This is a genomic window from Sphingomonas pseudosanguinis (assembly GCF_014196255.1).
GTDB classification, from domain to species: domain Bacteria; phylum Pseudomonadota; class Alphaproteobacteria; order Sphingomonadales; family Sphingomonadaceae; genus Sphingomonas; species Sphingomonas pseudosanguinis.
In genome coordinates this window covers 85852-105379 of sequence record NZ_JACIDH010000011.1, presented here as the reverse complement: position 1 = coordinate 105379, position 19528 = coordinate 85852, and the positions used below count along the sequence as shown (strand labels likewise).

The following is a 19528-nucleotide window of genomic DNA, read 5'->3' as shown; positions in this document are numbered from 1 at the left end:
CGATCCCCAACACACCTTGAATGTGTGAGTGACCGCCAAGCCGCCGCCCGCATGTCCCTTCATCTAACCTACAATGTCAAAGAGCCCGACAACAAAACCACCGGCAACACCACCACTCCCCGTTCCCAGGGCGTCCAGTGTGCCAGTCTGTCGTAGCTGCCTCGGTCGGCCGTGTCGGCCACCGCTGCGGTGAAGCCCCTCTAGGCGGGTCGGTTTTCAGGGTCAACACCTTTTTCACAACATCGTCGTTTTTCTGACCAACCCCCGTCACAAGCCGGCGTTAGCCTTCCGCCCCTGCCCCGCTACCCGGCTCACCATAATGACGTGCCAGCACCGCGCAGGCGATCAGCTGGATCTGGTGGAACAGCATGATCGGCAGGAGGAGGATGCCCACCTGCGCCGCCGGGAACAACACGCCCGCCATCGGCACGCCCGAGGCCAGGCTCTTCTTCGATCCGCAGAATTGCAGGACGATCGCATCCTCCCTCGGCAACCGCATGACGCGCGCGATGGCGAAGGTCAGCGCGAGGATCACGCCCAGGAGCAAGAGGCAGATGAGCGTCAGGCGGCCGAGATCGCCCGGAGATACGCGCGTCCACAGGCCTTCGACCACCGCCGCGCCGAACGCGGTATAGACGACCAGCAGGATCGAGCCGCGATCGACGATGGTCAGCATCGCCTTGTGCCGTCCGACAAAGCTGCCGATCCAGGGGCGCAGCAGATGGCCGAGGACGAAGGGCGCCAGCAATTGCAGTACGATCCCTTCGATCGAGGCGAGCGATACGCCTTTGCCGCCGTCGACCTGCATCAGCACCGCGACCAACGCGGGCGTGACCAATATGCCGAGGAGGTTCGAGAAGGACGCGCTACAGATCGCCGCCGCGACATTGCCGCGCGCAATCGCAGTGAAGGCGATGGACGACTGGACGGTCGAGGGTAACAGGGTCAGGAAGAGAATGCCCGCCGCCATCCCCGGATCGATCCCGGGCAATCGCGACAATCCCAGTCCCAGCAGCGGGAACAGGCCGAAGGTCACCGCCAGCACCGCCAGATGCAGCGGCCAGTTGCGCAAGCCCTGCCAGATCGCGTCGCGCGACAGCTTCGCGCCATGGAGAAAGAAGAGCAGCACAATGCCCGCATCCGCGACATAGCCGGCGAAGAGCGCGAAACCACCACGCGCCGGCAAGAGCGTCGCCAACAGCACGGTGCCCAGCAGGGTCAGGACGAATGGTTCGAAGACGGACAACAGGCGCTTGAACATCGGCGCTCCTATCGGGGTGGCATGGTCGGCACGGCCGCGCCGTTCCTCCAGCAATTCCCGTCGGATAGGGAAGTTTCGCGCATCATGCCATGGCAGAGGGCCGGAGCGCCTTATGTTGCCCCACCGCGCCTGCGGGTTTCGGCTTTGTCACGATGGTGATGACGGGAGGGTAAAATCAAAACGGGGGGAGCGATCGCCGCATCGCTCAACCCCCGTCCCGATCGTCCGCCGGTGCCGGTCTTCCCGGCGGCTTCCACTCCCGATTATCGATTCGTCTTTATATTGGCTGACGACGCACGCATTCCGTAGGGGAAATCGAGGCCAAAAAAAAGGCCGGTCTTGCGACCGGCCAAAAGTTTTTAGGAGAGGATGCCTGAAAGGCCCGATCCTTTTGCGCTGCAGCACGAGCAGATGCAAATGCAAGGTGATCAAATACACTTGCAGGAAGTGCAATCGTATGCCGCTAGCCGTTCGATCGGCCTGGCAGAGGAATGGCGGTGCTGTGCTTGATCTCCTCCATCGCGAAGGCGGCACTCACGTCGACCAGACGGACGCGGTCGATCAATCGCTTATAGACCCGGTCATAAGCCTTGATGTCCGCCACGCGGATCTTGAGCAGATAATCGATCTCGCCCGCCATGCGGTAGAATTCGACCACCTCGGGCATGTCGCTGACGGCGCGGGCGAACTCGTCGAGCCAGGCGGCGCTATGCTCGGCGGTGCGCACGCTGACGAAGACGGTCATGCCCGCATCCAGCTTCTCGGGATCGAGCAGCGCGACGCGGCGCAGGATGATCCCCTCCTCCTCCAGCCGCCGGATGCGCCGCCAGCAGGCGTTTTGCGAGAGGTTCACGCGCGCGGCGATCTCGGCGACCGACAGGTCGGCGTCCACCTGAAGCTGCGCCAGGATCGCGGTGTCAATTTTATCGATCATTGGCTTTCCATACGGGATTTTTACGCGATGATCACGCCATAGAACGCCCACTTTGGTATGATTTGGCGCGGCAGTTGGCATATCCTTTGGTACAGAAGGGATACCATCATGATCACGACCGCTCCGCCCCGCGCCAGCGCGCTACCCGCGCATGAGGCTCTGGGCATCACCATCGCGCAGCGTTCGGTCGATCAGGATTTCATCGCCACCGCGCTGGCCGTGCTCGATCGCGACCGCCGCCGCTGCCCCGAGACGCCGCTACTGGCTCTCAACCTGCCCGCCGCACCGCTGGTCGACGTGTATCTGAAGGACGAGGCCGCGCATCCGACCGGCAGCCTGAAGCATCGGCTGGCGCGGTCGCTGTTCACCAGCGGGATCGTCGCGGGGGTGATCCGGCAGGGCCGCCCGCTGGTCGAGGCCTCGTCCGGGTCGACGGCGGTGTCGGAGGCCTATTTCGCGCGGCTGCTCGCCCTGCCCTTCCATGCCGTCATGCCGATGACTACCGCGCGCGCCAAGATCCAGGCGATCGAGGCGCAGGGCGGGCAATGCCATCTGGTCGAGCCGCACCGCCTATACGACGAAGCCCGCGACCTCGCCGATGCGCTGAGCGGCGTCTATATGGACCAGTTCACCAATGCGGCGCCCGCCACCGACTGGCGCTGCGACAATATCGCCTCGGCCATCCTGGCGCAGATGGCGGGCGAGCCGCATGCCATACCGGCATGGATCGTCGCGGGGGCGGGCACCGGCGGCACCGCCACGACGATCGGACGGCATTGCCGGTATCGCGGGGTCGCCACCCGGCTGTGTGTCGCCGATGTCGAGCATAGCGCCTTTTACCAGGGCTATCGCGATCAGGACCCCTTGGCGCGCTGCCCCCTGCCCTCGCGGATCGAGGGCGTCGGCCGGCCGCGGGTCGAGCCGTCCTTCCTGCCCGGCACGGTGGACCGGATGATGAAGCTGCCCGATGCGGTGTCGATCGCCGGCATGCGGGTGGTCAGCGATCTGCTCGGCCGGCCGGTCGGTCCGTCGACGGGTGCGAACTTCGTCGCCGCCGCCCTGCTGGCGCTAGAGATGACCACTGAGGACCGGGCGGGATCGATCGCCACGCTGATCTGCGACCATGGCGCGCGCTATGCCGATTGTCACCACGACCGGCGCTGGTTGGACAGGCAGGGGCTTGCCGAAAGCGTCGACGCTGCCGAAATGGCCTTGCGAACCATGTTGCTCAAGGACGCCGAATGACGACCAACCCCCTTCTCGCCGATACCGATCTGCCCGACTTCGCCGCCGTGCGGCCCGAACATCTGGTGCCGGCGGTCGAGACGCTGATCGCCGACGCCCGCGCCGCCGCCGATCGTATCGGTGGATCGAATGCCAGCGACTTCGACGGCGTGGTGCTGGCCAGCGAGCGGGCGGGCTTCGCCATCGCACGCGGCTGGTCGCCCGCCAGCCATCTTCATTCGGTCGCCGATACGCCCGAACTGCGCACCGCCTATGCCGAGGCGCAGGCGATGCTGGCCGAATATGGCATGGAGGCGGGCCAGGACCCGCGCATGTTCGCCGCGTTCAACCGGGTCGATCTGGCCCCCCTGAGCGAGGCGGAAGCGCGCAGCGTCGCGCTGACCCGTCGCGACTTCCGCCTGTCGGGCGTCGCGCTGGAGGAGAATGCCAAGGCCCGGTTCCGCGCGATCGGCGTCGAGCTGAACCGGTTGGCCACCGAATTCGGCAATGCCGTGCTCGATTCGACCGAGGCATGGAGCGAGCATATCACCGACGAGGCGATGCTCGCCGGTCTAACCGACAATGCCAAGGCGATCCTGGCGACCTATGCTGCCGAGAAGGCGTTGGACGGTTGGCTGGTGACGCTGCGCGAACCCAGCGTGCAGGCGATCCTGACCCAGGCGGACGATCGCGATCTGCGCGCCCGCGTCGCACGCGCCTTCGCAACCCGCGCCTCCGACCAGGCCGCCGATCCGAGCCATGACAATTCGGCGCGGATCGACGAGATCCTGGCGCTGCGTCACGAGGCGGCGCAGCTGCTCGGCTTCTCCGACGCCGCCGCACGCTCGGTCGAGACCAAGATGGCGCAATCGGCGGACGAGGCGCTGGCGTTCCTCTCCGACCTCGCCGCCCGCGCACGTCCGCTGGCGGAAGCCGAGATCGTCGAGGCGACCGCTTACGCCACCGAGACGTTCGGCATCACCAAGCTGGAGCCCTGGGATATGGGCTATGTCGCCGAGCATATGCGGCGCGAGCGGTTCGGCGTCGATCGCGAGGCGATCCGCGCCTATTTTCCCCTGCCCCGCGTCATGGACGGCACGGTGGCGCTGATCGAGCGGCTTTACGGTATCCGGCTGGTCGAGCGGGCCGATGTGTCGGTGTGGAACGACGATGTCCGCTATTATGACGTGCAGGACAAGGACGGCACCGTCGTCGCGGGCGTCTATTGCGACTTCTACGCGCGCGCCGGCAAGCGCGGCGGCGCCTGGATGGATGTGTGCCGGCCGCGTTTCCGCGATGCCGACCGGTTCCACCGCCCGATCGCCTATCTGGTCTGCAACTTCCCGCCGGTGACCGGGGACAAGCCCGCGCTGCTGGCGCACAGCGACGTCGTCACGCTGCTGCACGAGTTCGGCCATGTGCTGCATCACCTGCTGACCGAGGTCGATCTGCCGTCGATCGGCGGCATTTCGGGTGTCGAGTGGGATGCGGTCGAGCTGCCCAGCCAGTTCATGGAGAATTTCGCCTGGGATCGCGACACGCTGACCTCGCTGTCGGCGCATGTCGACACGGGCGAGCCGCTGCCCGAGGCGCTGTTCGCCAAGATGCTGGCGGCGCGGCGCTTCCAGGCGGGGCTGTTCCTGCTCCGGCAGATCGAGTTCGCGACCTTCGACCTGACGCTGCACCGCGATTACGACCCCGCCCGGGGCGGCCGGGTCATGGACATACTGAACGCCGTGCGTGCCCAGGTGGCGGTGATCCATCCGCCCGAATGGAACCGCTTCCCGCACAGCTTCAGCCATATCTTCGCGGGCGGCTATGCGGCGGGCTATTACAGCTATCTGTGGGCGGAACTGCTGTCGGCGGATGCCTTTGCCGCCTTTGCCGAGGAAGGTCAGGCGGCGGGCGATCGGTTCCGTCGCGAAGTGCTGGCGCGCGGGGCGAGCCGCCCCGCCGCCGAGAATTTCAAGGCGTTCCGCGGTCGCGCACCGCAGCCGGACGCCCTGTTGCGCCATCACGGGCTGGCCGCCTGACCATCGTGACGGGATGGGGTCGCAAGATCCTGTCCCGTCATTCAAAATCGAAAATTATTTTTTGTTCCCCGCGTTAACGCAGATTATGACAAAAAATCTGTAGGCGACGCGCCTTCTGTACCGCCCGTTAACCCTCCACAGCCCATTCTGCCGGCAGGAGGATGTGCCGTGAGCCGATCGGAACATATTGATTTTGAACAGAGACTTGCCGCGTTCGACTATAGCGCGGGGAGTTATCGGACCTTCCCCATGGTCAAGCGCGCGATCGAGCGCCATGCGCCCGCCGCGCTGACCGCACTCTATCGCCACATCGCCGCCACTTCCCAGATACGCGGCCTGTTCGCATCGCAGGCGCGGATGGATCATGCGCGCGACAAGCAGATGGAGCATTGGCGCAAGCTGTTCTCGCGCCCGCTCGACAGCGACTATGCCGCGTCGTCGACGCATATCGGGCAGATCCATGCCAAGATCGGGCTGGCGCCGACCTGGTACATCAGCGGCTATGCGCGGATGCTGGAATATGTCCTGCCCAAGCTGATCCTCGGCCGTCTGTTCTGGCCCTTCGGCGCCCGCCGCCGGGCGCAGGCGGCGACCGCGCTGGTCAAGGCGTCGCTGATCGACATGGACATCGCGCTCGCCGCCTATTTCGAGGCCGAGCAGGCCGGGCGTCGCGCCGTCATCCAGCGGTGCGAGGCCGTGTTCGAACGCATGGCGAAGGGCGACCTGACCGCCTCGCTCGACGGCCTGCCCGCCGAATATCAGGCGCTGGCCCATAGTTTCGAGGCGATGCGGACCCAGCTCTGCCAGACGCTGGGCGTCGTCACCCATTCGGGCGAGCAGATCCGCGTCGGCTCCGGCGACATCCGTCAGGCCTCCGACGACCTGTCCGACCGCACCAGGCAGCAGGCCGCCTCGCTGGAGGAAACCGCCGCCGCCATGCAGCAGATCACCACCACGGTCCGTCAGACCGCCGATGGCGCGTCGCAGGCCAACCGCATCGTCGGCGAGGCGCGCAGCGAAGCCGAGGAATCGGGCCAGATCGTCCGCCGCGCGGTCGAGGCGATGAGCGGGATCGAACGCGGCTCGGCCGAGATCAGCGAGATCATCTCGGTCATCGACGGCATTTCCTTCCAGACCAATCTTCTGGCGCTCAACGCCGGCGTCGAGGCCGCGCGCGCCGGTGAGGCAGGCAAGGGCTTCGCCGTGGTCGCCAGCGAGGTGCGCGCGCTGGCGCAGCGCTCGGCCGAGGCCGCCAAGGACGTGAAGACCCGCATCATGGCCTCGTCCGATCAGGTCGCCGCCGGCGTCGCGCTGGTCAACGAGACCGGTGAGGCGTTGCAGCGGATCATCGGCCGGATCGGCGAGATCAGCGAACTGGTCTCGCGCATCGCCGACTCCGCCGGCCAGCAATCGGTCGGGTTGCAGCAGGTCAACACCGCCGTCTCCGAAATGGATAGCGTGACCCAGCGCAACGCCGCCATGGTCGAGCAGGCCACCGACGCCGCACGCAGCCTGGCGCAGGAAGCGGAGATCCTGGCGACCGAAGTGGCACGCTTTCAGCTGTCGACCGTGCAGGGCGATCCGGCCAACCCCGTCCACCGGCTGCAACGGCGCCTGGCCGCCGCCTGATCGGCCGCGCTCCTTACCCCACCCCCTCTGGCCTCCGGCGAAACCCGGGGGCCGCTCTTTTTAATCTTCGGTATCCGTTTCGCACCAGACCAGCGAAGGTTGGGCTCGATCGCGCTGCGTCGGGTCGTACCGATAGTCAAATAAGGCCTTCATCATTCCTCCCCTGCAAGGGGAGGGGGACCATCCGAAGGATGGTGGAGGGGTGTCCCCGGTCGCGAGTTATTCCTACCTTACCAGCCACGACACCCCTCCGTCAGGCCTTCGGCCTGCCACCTCCCCTTGCAGGGGAGGAATAGCGTGGATGTCGATCGGGCAGCGGAAGGGCATCGCAGGGTGCGTCACGAACGATATTGAAACTGGCCCCCGGCCTTCGCCGGGGTGGTGCTGTAAGGCGAAGGTGCCGCGTGTTCACGATGGCCAACACATCGAGACGAACGGCTCTCCCTCCACGCCACCAATAAATGGACCAAAACGCCAAAAACCGCCCTCCGGCATGGCCGTGGCGGTCATCGAACATCATGCTGTTGAAAGGATGGTGGAGCCGAGGGGGATCGAACCCCTGACCTTCGCAATGCCATTGCGACGCTCTCCCAGCTGAGCTACGGCCCCATCGATATACACAGACCAGAGTGGGATCGGGTCTGGCGGTCAGCGTGTCGGGACACGCTGTATGTTCCGGCGGAATGGTGGAGCCGAGGGGGATCGAACCCCTGACCTTCGCAATGCCATTGCGACGCTCTCCCAGCTGAGCTACGGCCCCGTTCCGCTGTGGAGGCAGCCCACTAGCGGGGCTGTCGGGGCTCGGCAAGTACTTTTTTCAGGTCCCTGCCGAACCCCGTCGAACCTCTTAGTGTTCGTCTTCCTCGCTGGACGTTTCCACGCCCAGGTCGTCATCGCCACCCAGATCGACCTCATCGTCGGGCGAGGGCTCTTCGTCCTCACCGGTGATGTCCAGATCTTCGTCGTCACCGCCCGCCAGATCGCTGTCGGCTTCCTTGTTCTCGGGCTTGTTCTGCTCGAACGGCAGAGGCTGCTTCGACTTCAGGATGGGCTCGGGCTCCCACTGCGTCCCGCAATTGATGCAGGTGACGGGGTCGTCCTTTTCGAGGTCGTAAAAGCGCGTCGCGCATTTCGGGCACGTACGCTTCGTGCCCCATTCCGGCTTGATCATGCCGTTCATCACCTTTCGGATTGGGTTTTCCGCCGGAGCGAAAAGTGGGCGCGCCTTGCCACAGCGCAAGGCCCCTGTCAAAAGCCCGCGCCATCATGGCGCATACCCTTCCCCAGCCTCGCACCGTGCGAGCCGCCGCCGCCCTTCGCGGCACCATCGCCGTTCCGGGCGACAAATCGATCAGCCACCGCTCGCTGATGCTCTCCGCGCTCGCGGTCGGTGAAAGCCGGGTCGAGGGCCTGCTGGAGGGCGAGGACGTGCTCGCCACCGCCGCCGCGATGCGGGCCATGGGCGCGGACATCGTCCGGCAGGATGACGGGGTCTGGGTGATCCACGGCGTCGGCGTCGGCGGGCTGCTCCAGCCCGAGACCGCGCTCGACATGGGCAATTCGGGCACCTCGACGCGCCTGCTGATGGGGCTGGTCGCCAGCCATCCGATCACCGCGACCTTCATCGGCGACGCCTCTCTGTCAAAGCGCCCGATGGGCCGTGTCATCGATCCGCTGTCGCAAATGGGCGCGCAGTTCCAGGATACGCCGGGTGGCCGCCTGCCGATGATGGTCCGGGGCATCAACCCGGCGGTGCCGATCCGCTACACCCTGCCCGTCGCCTCGGCGCAGGTGAAGTCGGCAATCCTGCTCGCGGGTCTCAACACGCCGGGCGAAACCACGGTGATCGAGCCGGTCGCGACCCGCGACCATAGCGAGCGGATGCTGGCCGGCTTCGGCGCTGACCTGACCGTCACCCCCTCGCCCGAAGGCCGGGTCATCACGATTCGTGGGGAAGCCGAACTGAAGCCGCAGAATATCGTCGTGCCGGGCGACCCCTCCTCGGCGGCGTTCTGGCTGGTCGCGGCCTCAATCGTGCCGGGCGCGGACGTGACCGTCACCAATGTCGGCATGAACCCCACCCGCACCGGCATCATCGCCGCGCTGAAGATGATGGGTGCCGACATCACCGAGCTGAATGCGCGCATCGTCGGTGGCGAGCCGGTCGCCGATCTGCGCATCCGCCACGCGCCCCTGTCGGCGATCGAGGTCCCGCCCGAGCTGACGCCGAGCATGATCGACGAATATCCCGTGCTGTTCGTCGCGGCGGCCTATGCCAAGGGCACGACCATCGCGCGCGGCGCGGAGGAATTGCGCGTCAAGGAATCCGACCGCATCACCGCCATGGCCGAGGCGCTCGGCGCGTGCGGCGTCGTTTGCAAGGAGTTCGAGGACGGCATGGCCGTGACCGGCACCGGTGGCGAGTCCATCCCCGGCGGCGCGACCATCGCCACGCTGCTCGACCACCGCATCGCGATGAGCATGACCATCGCCGCGCTCCATGCGCGCGAGCCGATCACGCTGGACGATGCCGCGCCGGTCGCGACCAGCTACCCGATCTTCTTCGACACGCTGGAAAAGCTGGGAGCGCTGGCATGATCATCGCCGTCGATGGCCCCGCTGCCAGCGGCAAGGGCACCATCGCCCGCGCGCTGGCCCACCATTATGGCCTGCCGCATCTCGACACCGGTTTGCTCTACCGCGCGGTGGCGGCGACGGTGCGCAACATGCATCTCGACCCAACGCGCGAGGCCGATGCGGTTGCCGCGTGCAGCTTCGACGACAGCCTGCTCGCCGATCCGGCGTTGCGCGATGACGAGACGGGCAAGCTCGCCTCGGTCGTGTCGGCCCATCCGCTCGTCCGGTCCGCGCTGCTCCAGCGGCAGAAGCGGTTCGCGCAGCAACCGGGCGGCGCGATCCTCGACGGACGCGACATCGGAACCGTCATCGCCCCCGACGCCGACGCCAAGCTGTTCGTCAAGGCCAGCCCGCAGGTGCGCGCGCGGCGGCGGCATAACGAATTGGCGGCGAACGGCTCGACCGCGACCTTCGAACAGGTGCTGGCCGACATCCGCGCCCGCGACGAACGCGATAGCGGCCGGACGACGGCGCCCCTCACCCAGGCGGCGGATGCGGCGGCGCTGGATACGTCCAGCCTGACGATCGACGCGGCGGTCGCCCGCGCGATCCAGTTCGTCGACGCGCAGGTCGCGGCGAAGGTGCGCTCCTGAAATTCCTCCCCTTCAAGGGGAGGGAGACCGCCGCGAAGCGGTGGTGGAGGGGTATCCCGCTATCGAGAGGGTGACACCCCTCCGTCATCGCTGTCGCGATGCCACCTCCCCTTGCAGGGGAGGATTGTCCCGCCCCGCCCTCTCCTTGCGCCAAACCCCCTTTTCCGCTATAGGCGCCCCGCTCGCGGACCCTGTTCCGCGGAGAGGCTGACGCAGGGCCCTGCCCTCAGCGTCCTTTCCGCATTTGTCGCGGACCGCCGCTTTTCCGTGTTTCAGTCACATCTTCGGGCCTGGTGGCGTCGACATGGGGTCGGCGCGGCCATCGTCGAAGGTCTTGGGTTCGCCCGGGCCGGAGGCGAAAAACTCTCAGGAACCTAACCCTTTTATGGCAACCAACCCCCAGCCCACGCGCGACGATTTCGCGGCGATGCTCGATGACATGTTCGGCGGTGCCGACAGCTTCGAGGGTCGCGTCGTGCATGGCACCGTCACCGCGATCGAAAACGACATGGCCGTCATCGACGTCGGTTTGAAGTCGGAAGGCCGTGTGCCCCTCCGCGAATTCGCTGCCCCCGGCCAGAAGGCCGACCTGAAGGTCGGTGACGAGGTCGAGGTCTATGTCGACCGCGTCGAGAACATGCACGGCGAAGCGATGCTCAGCCGCGATCGCGCCCGCCGCGAAGCCGCCTGGGACAAGCTGGAGCTCGAATTCTCGAAGTCGGCCCGCGTCGAAGGCGTGATCTTCGGCCGCGTGAAGGGCGGCTTCACCGTCGACCTGAACGGCGCCGTGGCGTTCCTGCCCGGCTCGCAGGTTGATATTCGCCCCGTCCGCGACGTCACCCCGTTGATGGACATCCCGCAGCCGTTCCAGATCCTGAAGATGGACCGCAAGCGCGGCAACATCGTCGTGTCGCGTCGCGCGGTCCTGGAAGAGACCCGCGCCGAGCAGCGTTCGGGCCTGATCCAGAGCCTGGCCGAGGGTCAGATCATCGACGGCGTCGTCAAGAACATCACCGATTACGGTGCGTTCGTTGACCTGGGCGGCATCGACGGCCTGCTGCACGTCACCGACCTGTCGTACAAGCGCGTCAATCATCCGTCGGAGATGATCGCGATCGGCGACACCGTGCGCGTCCAGATCATCCGCATCAACAAGGACACGCAGCGCATCTCGCTCGGCATGAAGCAGCTCGAGAGCGATCCGTGGGATGGCGCCGGCGCCAAGTACCCGGTCGGAGCCAAGCTGTCGGGCCGCGTCACGAACATCACCGAATATGGTGCGTTCGTCGAGCTGGAGCCGGGCATCGAAGGCCTGGTCCACGTGTCGGAAATGTCCTGGACCAAGAAGAACGTCCATCCGGGCAAGATCGTGTCGACCTCGCAGGAAGTCGATGTCGTGGTCCTGGAAGTCGATCAGGAAAAGCGCCGCATCAGCCTCGGCCTCAAGCAGGCTCAGGCCAATCCGTGGGAAGCGTTCGCCGCGGCCCATCCGATCGGCTCGACCGTCGAGGGCGAAGTCAAGAACGCGACCGAGTTCGGCCTGTTCATCGGCCTGGACAACGATGTCGACGGCATGGTCCACATGTCGGACATCGCCTGGGGCGTGTCGGGCGAGGATGCCCTCAACCTGCACCGCAAGGGCGAAGTCGTTCAGGCCGTGGTTCTGGACATCGATCCCGAGAAGGAGCGTATCTCGCTCGGCATGAAGCAGCTCGAGCGCGGCGGCCCGGTCGCTGGCGGCGTGGCTGCGGCGGGCGATCGCCTGAACAAGAACCAGGTCGTCACCGTGACCGTCCTCGAAGTCCGCGATGCGGGCCTCGAAGTCCAGGCGGGCGACGATGGTGCGACCGGCTTCATCAAGCGCACCGATCTGGGTCGCGACCGTGACGAGCAGCGCCCCGAGCGCTTCCAGGTCGGCCAGAAGTTCGACGCGATGGTCACCGGCTTCGATCGTTCGAAGAAGCCGACCTTCTCGGTCAAGGCGATGCAGATCGCCGAAGAGAAGCAGGCGGTGGCTCAGTACGGTTCGTCCGATTCGGGCGCATCGCTGGGCGACATCCTAGGCGAGGCTCTGAAGGCCCGCACCCAGAAGTAAGGTCCTGGAACCGGGGCATGTTTACGTTAACATGTCCCGGTTCTGTCCAAATCGGGCAGACAGAAGCCGATCGTATAATAAAATCGCTTTCAGGAGCGAGAAACACAGGTTAGGAACGGCCGGTCTGTAGCTTGGGACTAGACGATGATCCGTTCGGAATTGGTGCAAAAAATCGGTCAGCAAAATCCGGGTCTTAACCCGCGCGAAATCGAGCTGATCGTCACGATATTCTTCGATGAGATCACCAAGCGACTGGCGGCGAACGGCCGCGTCGAACTTCGCGGTTTTGGTGCCTTTTCCACCCGCGCCCGCGATGCCCGCACGGGCCGCAACCCCCGCACCGGCGAGACGGTCGATGTCTGCGCCAAGCGCGTTCCCTATTTCAAGCCCGGCAAGGAAATGCGCGCCCGCCTGAACGTCGAGGCCTGACTGTACTGGCCCGGAACGGCGGAAAGCGCATCGCCGCGCCGATGACGTGCGCACCACGGTCGCTCTTCGCTTGACCTGCGCGGCATCCTCGTCTCTTCCTGTTCCCGTGCGCGGACGTGGCGAAACCGGTAGACGCTGCCGACTTAAAATCGGCTTCCTATGGAGTGCGGGTTCGAGTCCCGCCGTCCGCACCATCTTGCTCGGCGCCGCCCTGGTTTCCGCAACCGCCTGTGGGCGGCGCGCCGATACCGGGCCGGTCGTCGTCAGCGCCGTCGAACGCCACGATCCGAAGGTCGGCGCGTCCTTGTCGCCGATACAGGGCGATGGCGGCATGCCACACCGCCTGTTGCGGGATTCGCTGGCGCAAGGGCTGGTGCGGTTCGACGCCAATGGCCAGATCGAACCGGGCCTCGCCGAGCGCTGGATCGTCATCGATGATGGCGGCAGCTATATCTTCCGGCTCCGTGATACGAAATGGAATGACGGCACGCCGGTGACCGCCGAACAGGTGGTCGCCATCCTGCGCCGGATGGTGGCGGGTCGGTCGGCCAGCCCGCTCGCCCCCTTTCTGACCGCGATCGACGAGATCGTCGTCATGACGCCGCAGGTGATCGAGGTGCGCCTGTCGCGCCCGCGCCCCGATCTGTTGAAGCTGTTTGCGCAGCCCGAAATGGCGATCATTGATCGCAGCCGGCATGGCACCGGGCCGTTTCGCATCATCCGGTCGGGCGTTCCGCTGATGCTGCGGCCGATCGTCGATCCGCGCCGGGCCGATCCCGATGACGACGACGCCCCCTCCCCCGAGGATGATGTCGCGCTGTTTTCCGAGTCGGCGGCGCGGGCGCTGCTTCGCTTTTCGCAAGGCCGCTCGGACGCGATGCTGGGCGGGCGGTTCAGCGACTGGCCGCTGCTCGACCAGCTACGGGTCAGCCCCGCCGCGATCCGGGTCGATCCAGCGGCGGGACTGTTCGGCTTCTCCATCGCCAATCGCGACGGATTTCTTGCCGATCCCGCCAATCGTCAAGCGCTGTCCGCGCTGTTTGACCGACAGGCGATCCTGAGCGCCATCGCGCCCAATTGGGAGGCGACCGACCGGTTGCTGCCCGACACGCTGGACTCGGACGCGCCGCCGCAAGTGCCCAACTGGGCGCTGCTGACCCTCGACGCGCGGCGTGCCGCCGCCCGGGCGCGGGTCGTCGCCTGGGGACAGCCCGTGGCGCTGCGCATCGCCCTGCCACGCGGGCCGGGGGCCAATCTGCTCTATGGTCAGATCGGCGCGGCGTTACTGGGCGTCGGCATCATTCCCGAGCGGGTCGCGCCGGATGCCCCCGCCGACCTGCGACTGGTCGACGCGGTCGCACCGTTCGACAGCGCGCGCTGGTATCTGGCGATGGCCTGTGCCCCCTGTGGCGACGCAGCGCGTATCGCGATCGATCGGGCCAGGCTCGCCCCGACGCTGGCCGAGCGCAGCGCTGCCATCGCCGCCGCCGATGCCGCGGTGAACAGCGACGTATCGTATATCCCGCTCGCCCGCCCCTTGCGCTGGTCGCTGGTCACCAACCGGCTGCGGCAATATCAGGCGAACAGCCGGGCCTGGCATCCATTGAACCGGCTGCGCGCCGACACCAATTGATCGGGATGGCCAAAGCTTCCCCGATCGACCCGACGACCTTCGATGCCCTGCCGCTCGACAAGAGCATCACCGCCAGCCGTCAGCGGATCGAGGCGATGGAAAGGCTGCTGGAGCGGGTGGTCGTTCTGCCCGGCATCAACCGCCCGATCGGGCTGGACGTGATGCTGGGCCTGATCCCCATCGTCGGCGACATCGCGGCGGCGGCGCTGGGCAGCTATATCATTTGGGAAGCGCGCAATCTGGGCCTGTCGAAATTCCACATGGCGCGGATGATGGCCAATGTCGGGTTCGATGCGGTGCTGGGCTTCATCCCGATCGTCGGCGATGCCGCCGACGTCATGTTCCGCTCGAACACCCGCAACCTGCGGATCATCCGCAAGCATCTCGACAAGCATCACCCCTCCACCGTGACGGTGGAGGGATAAGCCGGTCGGCTTAGCGGCCGCCGCGCCAGATCTTGATCGGCGCGTTCGGCTGAAGCCCGCCCTGATGCGCCGGGCAGCGGGTGTAGCGGAACGCCTTGTTCAGGCAGATCCAGATTTCGTCGAGCCAGCCGTCGCGCGTGGCGGTCACGCGCATCATGTCCGCGCTCATGCCCCGGTTCGCCGAGGCGACCGCACTCGCCAGATCGCCAGCGGTCAGGCCATCGCGCCGCGACAGCGCATTCATGTCGGGGAAGCGCAACGCGTGGTAGAGCGCGTTCGACTGCTGGAAATAGCGCGCGGGGCTGTAGCCGGGCATGCAGGTGCCGTGCTTGGCCCATTCATGCTGCATCAGCTGCGCCGAAGGGGTCGCGCACATGTGGCGGCGGACCACGGCGGCAGGCAGGATCGCGGTCGGCTTGCAATATTGCGGCCATTCCTTGCCCTCACCATCGGGCCACAACCCATGCAGCGTGAAGCCGAAGCGGTTGCCAGTCGCGCACTGAAAGCGACTGTCCCCCTTCGGATTCCGGCAATATTGCGGGCTCCAGGTAATGGCCAGCGTATAGCTGCCGATCGGCACGATCCGCGTCGGCTGGCTGGCGCTGGGCAGGTCGGGGCGGATACGCGGGATCGCGCCCGGCGCGCGGCACTCCAGCGCCTGCGCGCCGGACAGTTGCGGTACGGCCAGCATCGCCAGCCCGATCAACATCGTCTTCATGCTTCGTCCACCTCCGCCATCGCGCGATACCAGGCCAGCGCATTGGGCCGCATCAGCATGACCACCGCGACCAGCGACGCCGCCGCCTGCACCGCCGTCAATACGCCGAACAGTCCCTCGGCCACCGCGCCGACCGAAATCTGATACAGGAACCCGGCAAGGTTCAACACGGTCATCACCAACAGCAGCCCCAGGCCGAACCGGCTCGCCATACGCGTCGTCAGCAAGGTCGCGAGCAGGAACAGACCGATCAGCAGGCCATTGGCGAACAGGGCCACGCCGACCCCGGCCTGCGCGACGGTATCGCTCCAGCCCAGCACCGCCAGCACCAGTAGCAGCACGATGGCGAGCAGCGACAGGCGCTCGCCCAGGATCACCGATTTCGGTCGCACGCGTCCCCTCTCTTCATCACAAAGCCACCGCCGGTCAGGCGGTGGCGAAATCCAGGCCGATATCCGCCGCCGGCGCCGACTGGGTCAAGCGACCGACGCTGACATAGGTCACGCCCGCCTCGGCGATGGCGCGGATCGTGTCGAGCCGGACGCCGCCCGACGCCTCGGTCGGCACACGTCCGGCGACCAACGCCACGCCCCGCGCCAATTCGGCCGGCCCCATATTGTCGAGCAGCAAATGGGTTGCGCCAGCGGCCAGCGCCGGTTCGATCTGGTCGAGCGAATCCACCTCGACGATGATCCGCGCGATCCCCGCCGCCTTGGCCGCCGCGACCGCCGGACCGATGCCGCCGGCGACCGCGACGTGATTGTCCTTGATCATCGCCGCATCCCACAGGCCCATGCGATGGTTCTGCGCGCCGCCCATGCGGGTGGCGTATTTCTCCAGCAGGCGCAGGCCGGGGATGGTCTTGCGGGTGTCGAGCAGCGTCGCCCCCGTGCCCGCGATCGCCGCGACATAGGCCGCCGTCATCGTCGCGATCCCCGACAGATGCTGGACGGTGTTGAGCGCCGACCGCTCGGCCGTCAGCATCGCGCGCGCCTTGCCCGACAGGCGCAGCAGCGCGGTGCCGGGGGCGACGCTCGCCCCGTCCTCGACCAGCCGTTCGATCACGACATCGGCGTCGAGCCGGCGGAAGAACGCCTCGGCGATGGGCAGGCCGGCGACGGTGATCGCGTCGCGGCTCGCCATGGTGCCGACGAAGCGTGCCCCGGCCGGGATGACCGCCGCCGAAGTGATGTCCCCGCCCGGCCCCAGATCCTCGGCCAGCGTCGCGGTGACGAAACCGTCGAGGTCGAAGCCCTCAATCATGAACGCGGGCCCAGATCGCCCTTGCCGACCGTGCCACTGGCCAGCGTCAGCATGGCGTCGAGGCTCTTCTTGGCCTGGAGCCGCAGGCCTTCCTCGATCTCGACACGCGGGGTCAGGTCGCGGAGCGCCAGATACAGCTTCTCCATGGTGTTCAGCGCCATATACGGGCAGATATTGCAGTTGCAGTTGCCGTCCGCGCCCGGCGCACCGATAAAGGTCTTGCCCGGCATCGCCTTTTGCATCTGGTGGATGATGTGCGGCTCGGTCGCGACGATCAGCGTGTCGCCGGTGATGCTCTGCGCGAACTCCAGGATGCCGCGCGTCGAGCCGACATAATCGGCATGGTCGAGGATGACGGCAGGACATTCGGGGTGCGCGGCGATCGGCGCATCCGGGTGCTCGGCGCGCAGCTTCAGCAGTTCGGTCTCGCTGAACGCCTCATGCACGATGCACACGCCCGGCCAGAGCAACATGTCGCGCCCGGTCTTGCGCGCCAGATAGCCGCCCAGATTGCGATCGGGGCCGAAGATGATCTTCTGCGCCGGGTCAATCTGCGCCAGTATCTGCTCCGCCGACGAGGACGTCACGATGATGTCGGACAGCGCCTTCACCTCGGTCGAGCAGTTGATATAGGTCAGCGCGATGTGATCCGGGTGCTGCGCGCGGAACTCGGCGAATTGTTCGGGCGGGCAGCTATCCTCCAGGCTGCACCCGGCGGCCATGTCGGGCAGCACGACGATCTTGTCCGGCGACAGGATCTTGGCCGTCTCCGCCATGAAGCGCACCCCGCAAAAGGCGATGACGTCCGCGTCGGTAGCCTGCGCCTTGCGGCTCAGGTCCAGGCTGTCGCCGACGAAATCGGCCAGATCCTGAATCTCGGGCTTCTGATAATAATGGGCGAGGATGACGGCATTGCGTTCCTTGCGGAGCCGGTCGATCTCGGCGCGCAGGTCGAGGCCCGTCAGATTCGTCTGGATGGTCATGGTCCCTCCCCTAGGGGCTTGGCCGTGCCCCGACAATCGGGGAGATGCATGGTCGTCAACGGGTGTTGCCCAGAACCTCGTCGACGCGGCGCGTCGTGTCCCAGCGCTCGTCATTGGCGGCCTCGTCGGCGAAGCGGACCCGGACGGTCGCCTCCACTCCGACCGCACGCAACGGCATGGCGAAGCTGCGCTCGACCGCGCGGCGCGTCGCATCGCGTGCCAGCCGGATCGGCGCGGGCGCACGGGCCTGACGCAGAAGCTCGACCTGCCCCGCCGAACGATTGGCGGCATCCAGCCGCTGTTCGGCATCGGTAAAGGTCGTCAGCACGCCGCCCGAGCCATATTCGCGGATGGCGGCCAGATCGACCTGCGGCCCATCGATCTCGATCGGCGGCAGCGTGACCGACAGCGTATGGCTCGTTGCATCCCAGCGCACATCCTGTTGGCGCAGCTTGGCCAGATCGACCTCGTAACGGACCATGCCCGGCATGATCAACGTGCGCTCGGTCGAAAAGCCCAGCTGCGACTGGCGCGAAGTGACGACCGCGACATAGCGCGCGGCGAAGGCCGACAGCCGGTTCTGCTCGCGAAGCCCCTCCAGGCTGGCGCGCGCGATCGTCGTCGGATCGGGGGTCAGCCGCTCGGCGACATAGCGCTGCACGCCCCACGCCACCAGCAAGCCCGCCAGCACCAGCAGGATCAGCACGCCGGCCACCTTGGTCAGGAACAGACCGACGCCGCCGCGACGCGCGGGTTCGGGTCGGGACGGTTCAGCCGGCCGGGTCACGCGATCGTCCATGTTGCTCCCTCCTCGCGGATCAGCCCGCGCGTGCGAAGGTCATAAAGATGCGCCAGCGTCGATCGTTCCGCCGCCGGAACCAGCTTGGGGTTCAGGCCGACATACATGCGCGCGACCATGGCCTCGACCGGAAGGGCCGCGCCTTCCTTCAATAGCCGCAATATCTGCCCTTCGCGCTGCTTGCGGTGCCCCAGCATGCCGCGCACCAGCCGCTGCGGATTGTCCACCGCCTCGCCATGCCCGGGATAATAGACCCGGTCGTCGCGCCCCATCAGCTTTTCGAGGCTGGCCATATATTCGGTCATGTCGCCATCGGGCGGCGACACGATGCTGGTCGACCAGCCCATGACATGATCGCCCGAAAACAGTGCCCCGGTTTCGGGAAGCGCGAAGGCGAGATGTTGGGAGGTATGGCCGGGGGTGGCGATCGCCCGCAAGCTCCAGCCATGGCCCCGCACGACATCGCCCTCGGCCAGCACCCGGTCGGGGACATAGTCGCGGTCGAAGGCGGCGTCGGCCCGGCCATCCTCCCCGCCACGAACGCGGGGTGCCGACCCGACGATCGGGGCGCCCGTCGACCGGCTGAGCGGGCGGCTCGCCGGACTGTGGTCACGGTGGTGATGGGTGATCAGGATCGCGCGGACCGGCCGGCCGGCGATCACCCGCTCCAGGACCGCGAGATGCGACGGATCATCGGGGCCGGGATCGATGACCGCGACATCGCTGTCCCCCACCACATAGCTCTGCGTTCCGGTGAACGTGAAGGGTGAGGGATTGGGGGCGAGCACGCGGGTGACCAGCGGCTCAAGCAGGATCGGAATGCCGGTCGGATGCTCAGCCATCATCGATCATGTGGGCGAGCGCCCCGCTCA

At 66.6% G+C, this 19528-nt stretch carries 18 protein-coding genes and 3 tRNA genes; 10 read left to right on the top strand and 11 right to left on the bottom strand.

The genetic code is table 11. From position 1 onward, the window contains the following. Nucleotides 1-280 precede the first annotated feature (280 nt). Nucleotides 281-1261 (bottom strand): bile acid:sodium symporter family protein, encoded by a 981-nt coding sequence (locus tag GGR48_RS12510; RefSeq protein WP_183952213.1) that lies wholly within the window; start codon nucleotides 1259-1261, stop codon nucleotides 281-283. A gap of 463 nt (nucleotides 1262-1724) precedes the next feature. Continuing rightward, nucleotides 1725-2195, bottom strand: a complete 471-nt coding sequence (locus GGR48_RS12505) for an Lrp/AsnC family transcriptional regulator (RefSeq protein ID WP_183952212.1) — start codon at nucleotides 2193-2195, stop codon at nucleotides 1725-1727. Between the two features lie 108 nt (nucleotides 2196-2303). On the opposite strand from GGR48_RS12505, the gene GGR48_RS12500 reads away from it, so the two are divergent. The 3 genes from GGR48_RS12500 to GGR48_RS12490 all read left to right on the top strand — a co-directional run bounded on the left by GGR48_RS12500 (nucleotide 2304) and on the right by GGR48_RS12490 (nucleotide 7081). After that, the gene (locus GGR48_RS12500; protein WP_183952211.1) at nucleotides 2304-3440 is read left to right on the top strand and encodes a PLP-dependent cysteine synthase family protein; all 1137 of its coding nucleotides are present in this window, start codon (nucleotides 2304-2306) and stop codon (nucleotides 3438-3440) included. Then, on the top strand, nucleotides 3437-5452 hold the full coding sequence (locus GGR48_RS12495; RefSeq protein WP_183952210.1) for a M3 family metallopeptidase: 2016 nt from the start codon (nucleotides 3437-3439) through the stop codon (nucleotides 5450-5452). The genes GGR48_RS12500 and GGR48_RS12495 overlap by 4 nt, the downstream gene beginning before the upstream one ends. Before the next feature lie 168 nt (nucleotides 5453-5620). Further along, on the top strand, nucleotides 5621-7081 hold the full coding sequence (locus tag GGR48_RS12490; RefSeq protein ID WP_183952209.1) for a methyl-accepting chemotaxis protein: 1461 nt from the start codon (nucleotides 5621-5623) through the stop codon (nucleotides 7079-7081). A 533-nt stretch (nucleotides 7082-7614) separates the two neighbouring features. Here the strand turns inward: GGR48_RS12490 and GGR48_RS12485 are convergent. The 3 genes from GGR48_RS12485 to GGR48_RS12475 all read right to left on the bottom strand — a co-directional run bounded on the left by GGR48_RS12485 (nucleotide 7615) and on the right by GGR48_RS12475 (nucleotide 8252). Further along, nucleotides 7615-7690, bottom strand: a tRNA-Ala gene (locus tag GGR48_RS12485). 75 nt (nucleotides 7691-7765) lie between these two features. Beyond that, nucleotides 7766-7841, bottom strand: a tRNA-Ala gene (locus tag GGR48_RS12480). 87 nt (nucleotides 7842-7928) lie between these two features. Further along, nucleotides 7929-8252, bottom strand: coding sequence for a TIGR02300 family protein (locus GGR48_RS12475; RefSeq protein WP_037569181.1), 324 nt, complete (start codon nucleotides 8250-8252; stop codon nucleotides 7929-7931). 95 nt (nucleotides 8253-8347) lie between these two features. Here GGR48_RS12475 and aroA point away from each other — a divergent pair, with 95 nt between their 5' ends. The 7 genes from aroA to GGR48_RS12440 all read left to right on the top strand — a co-directional run bounded on the left by aroA (nucleotide 8348) and on the right by GGR48_RS12440 (nucleotide 14893). Next, a complete protein-coding gene (gene aroA, locus GGR48_RS12470; RefSeq protein ID WP_183952208.1) occupies nucleotides 8348-9679 on the top strand; it encodes a 3-phosphoshikimate 1-carboxyvinyltransferase in 1332 nt (443 codons plus the stop codon). Further along, on the top strand, nucleotides 9676-10311 hold the full coding sequence (gene cmk / locus GGR48_RS12465) for a (d)CMP kinase (RefSeq protein ID WP_183952207.1): 636 nt from the start codon (nucleotides 9676-9678) through the stop codon (nucleotides 10309-10311). Before aroA ends, cmk begins: the two co-directional genes overlap by 4 nt. Nucleotides 10312-10696: 385 nt before the next feature. After that, nucleotides 10697-12406 (top strand): 30S ribosomal protein S1, encoded by a 1710-nt coding sequence (rpsA, locus tag GGR48_RS12460; protein WP_007405816.1) that lies wholly within the window; start codon nucleotides 10697-10699, stop codon nucleotides 12404-12406. 144 nt (nucleotides 12407-12550) lie between these two features. After that, the gene (locus GGR48_RS12455) at nucleotides 12551-12835 is read left to right on the top strand and encodes an integration host factor subunit beta (protein WP_183952206.1); all 285 of its coding nucleotides are present in this window, start codon (nucleotides 12551-12553) and stop codon (nucleotides 12833-12835) included. Nucleotides 12836-12945: 110 nt separating this feature from the next. Next, nucleotides 12946-13029 (top strand) — tRNA-Leu (locus GGR48_RS12450). Between the two features lie 2 nt (nucleotides 13030-13031). After that, nucleotides 13032-14468, top strand: a complete 1437-nt coding sequence (locus tag GGR48_RS12445; protein ID WP_221211501.1) for an ABC transporter substrate-binding protein — start codon at nucleotides 13032-13034, stop codon at nucleotides 14466-14468. Between the two features lie 5 nt (nucleotides 14469-14473). Further along, nucleotides 14474-14893 carry a DUF4112 domain-containing protein gene (locus GGR48_RS12440; RefSeq protein WP_183952205.1) on the top strand — a complete coding sequence of 140 codons (420 nt, stop codon included), beginning with the start codon at nucleotides 14474-14476 and terminating at the stop codon, nucleotides 14891-14893. A 10-nt stretch (nucleotides 14894-14903) separates the two neighbouring features. On the opposite strand, the gene GGR48_RS12435 is transcribed toward GGR48_RS12440, so the two are convergent. The 6 genes from GGR48_RS12435 to GGR48_RS12410 are packed head-to-tail and all read right to left on the bottom strand — an operon-like array spanning nucleotide 14904 to nucleotide 19498. Then, nucleotides 14904-15611: a ribonuclease T2 family protein gene (locus GGR48_RS12435; RefSeq protein WP_183952204.1), complete on the bottom strand. Its 708-nt coding sequence runs from the start codon at nucleotides 15609-15611 to the stop codon at nucleotides 14904-14906. Then, nucleotides 15608-16003, bottom strand: coding sequence for a hypothetical protein (locus tag GGR48_RS12430; RefSeq protein ID WP_183952203.1), 396 nt, complete (start codon nucleotides 16001-16003; stop codon nucleotides 15608-15610). The genes GGR48_RS12435 and GGR48_RS12430 overlap by 4 nt, the downstream gene beginning before the upstream one ends. 34 nt (nucleotides 16004-16037) lie before the next feature. After that, a complete protein-coding gene (gene nadC / locus GGR48_RS12425) occupies nucleotides 16038-16874 on the bottom strand; it encodes a carboxylating nicotinate-nucleotide diphosphorylase (protein WP_183952202.1) in 837 nt (278 codons plus the stop codon). Further along, nucleotides 16871-17857 (bottom strand): quinolinate synthase NadA, encoded by a 987-nt coding sequence (nadA, locus tag GGR48_RS12420; RefSeq protein WP_183952201.1) that lies wholly within the window; start codon nucleotides 17855-17857, stop codon nucleotides 16871-16873. Before nadA ends, nadC begins: the two co-directional genes overlap by 4 nt. 55 nt (nucleotides 17858-17912) lie before the next feature. Next, nucleotides 17913-18656: a DUF4230 domain-containing protein gene (locus GGR48_RS12415; RefSeq protein ID WP_183952200.1), complete on the bottom strand. Its 744-nt coding sequence runs from the start codon at nucleotides 18654-18656 to the stop codon at nucleotides 17913-17915. After that, nucleotides 18641-19498, bottom strand: a complete 858-nt coding sequence (locus GGR48_RS12410; RefSeq protein WP_183952199.1) for an MBL fold metallo-hydrolase — start codon at nucleotides 19496-19498, stop codon at nucleotides 18641-18643. The genes GGR48_RS12415 and GGR48_RS12410 overlap by 16 nt, the downstream gene beginning before the upstream one ends. Nucleotides 19499-19528 lie beyond the last annotated feature (30 nt).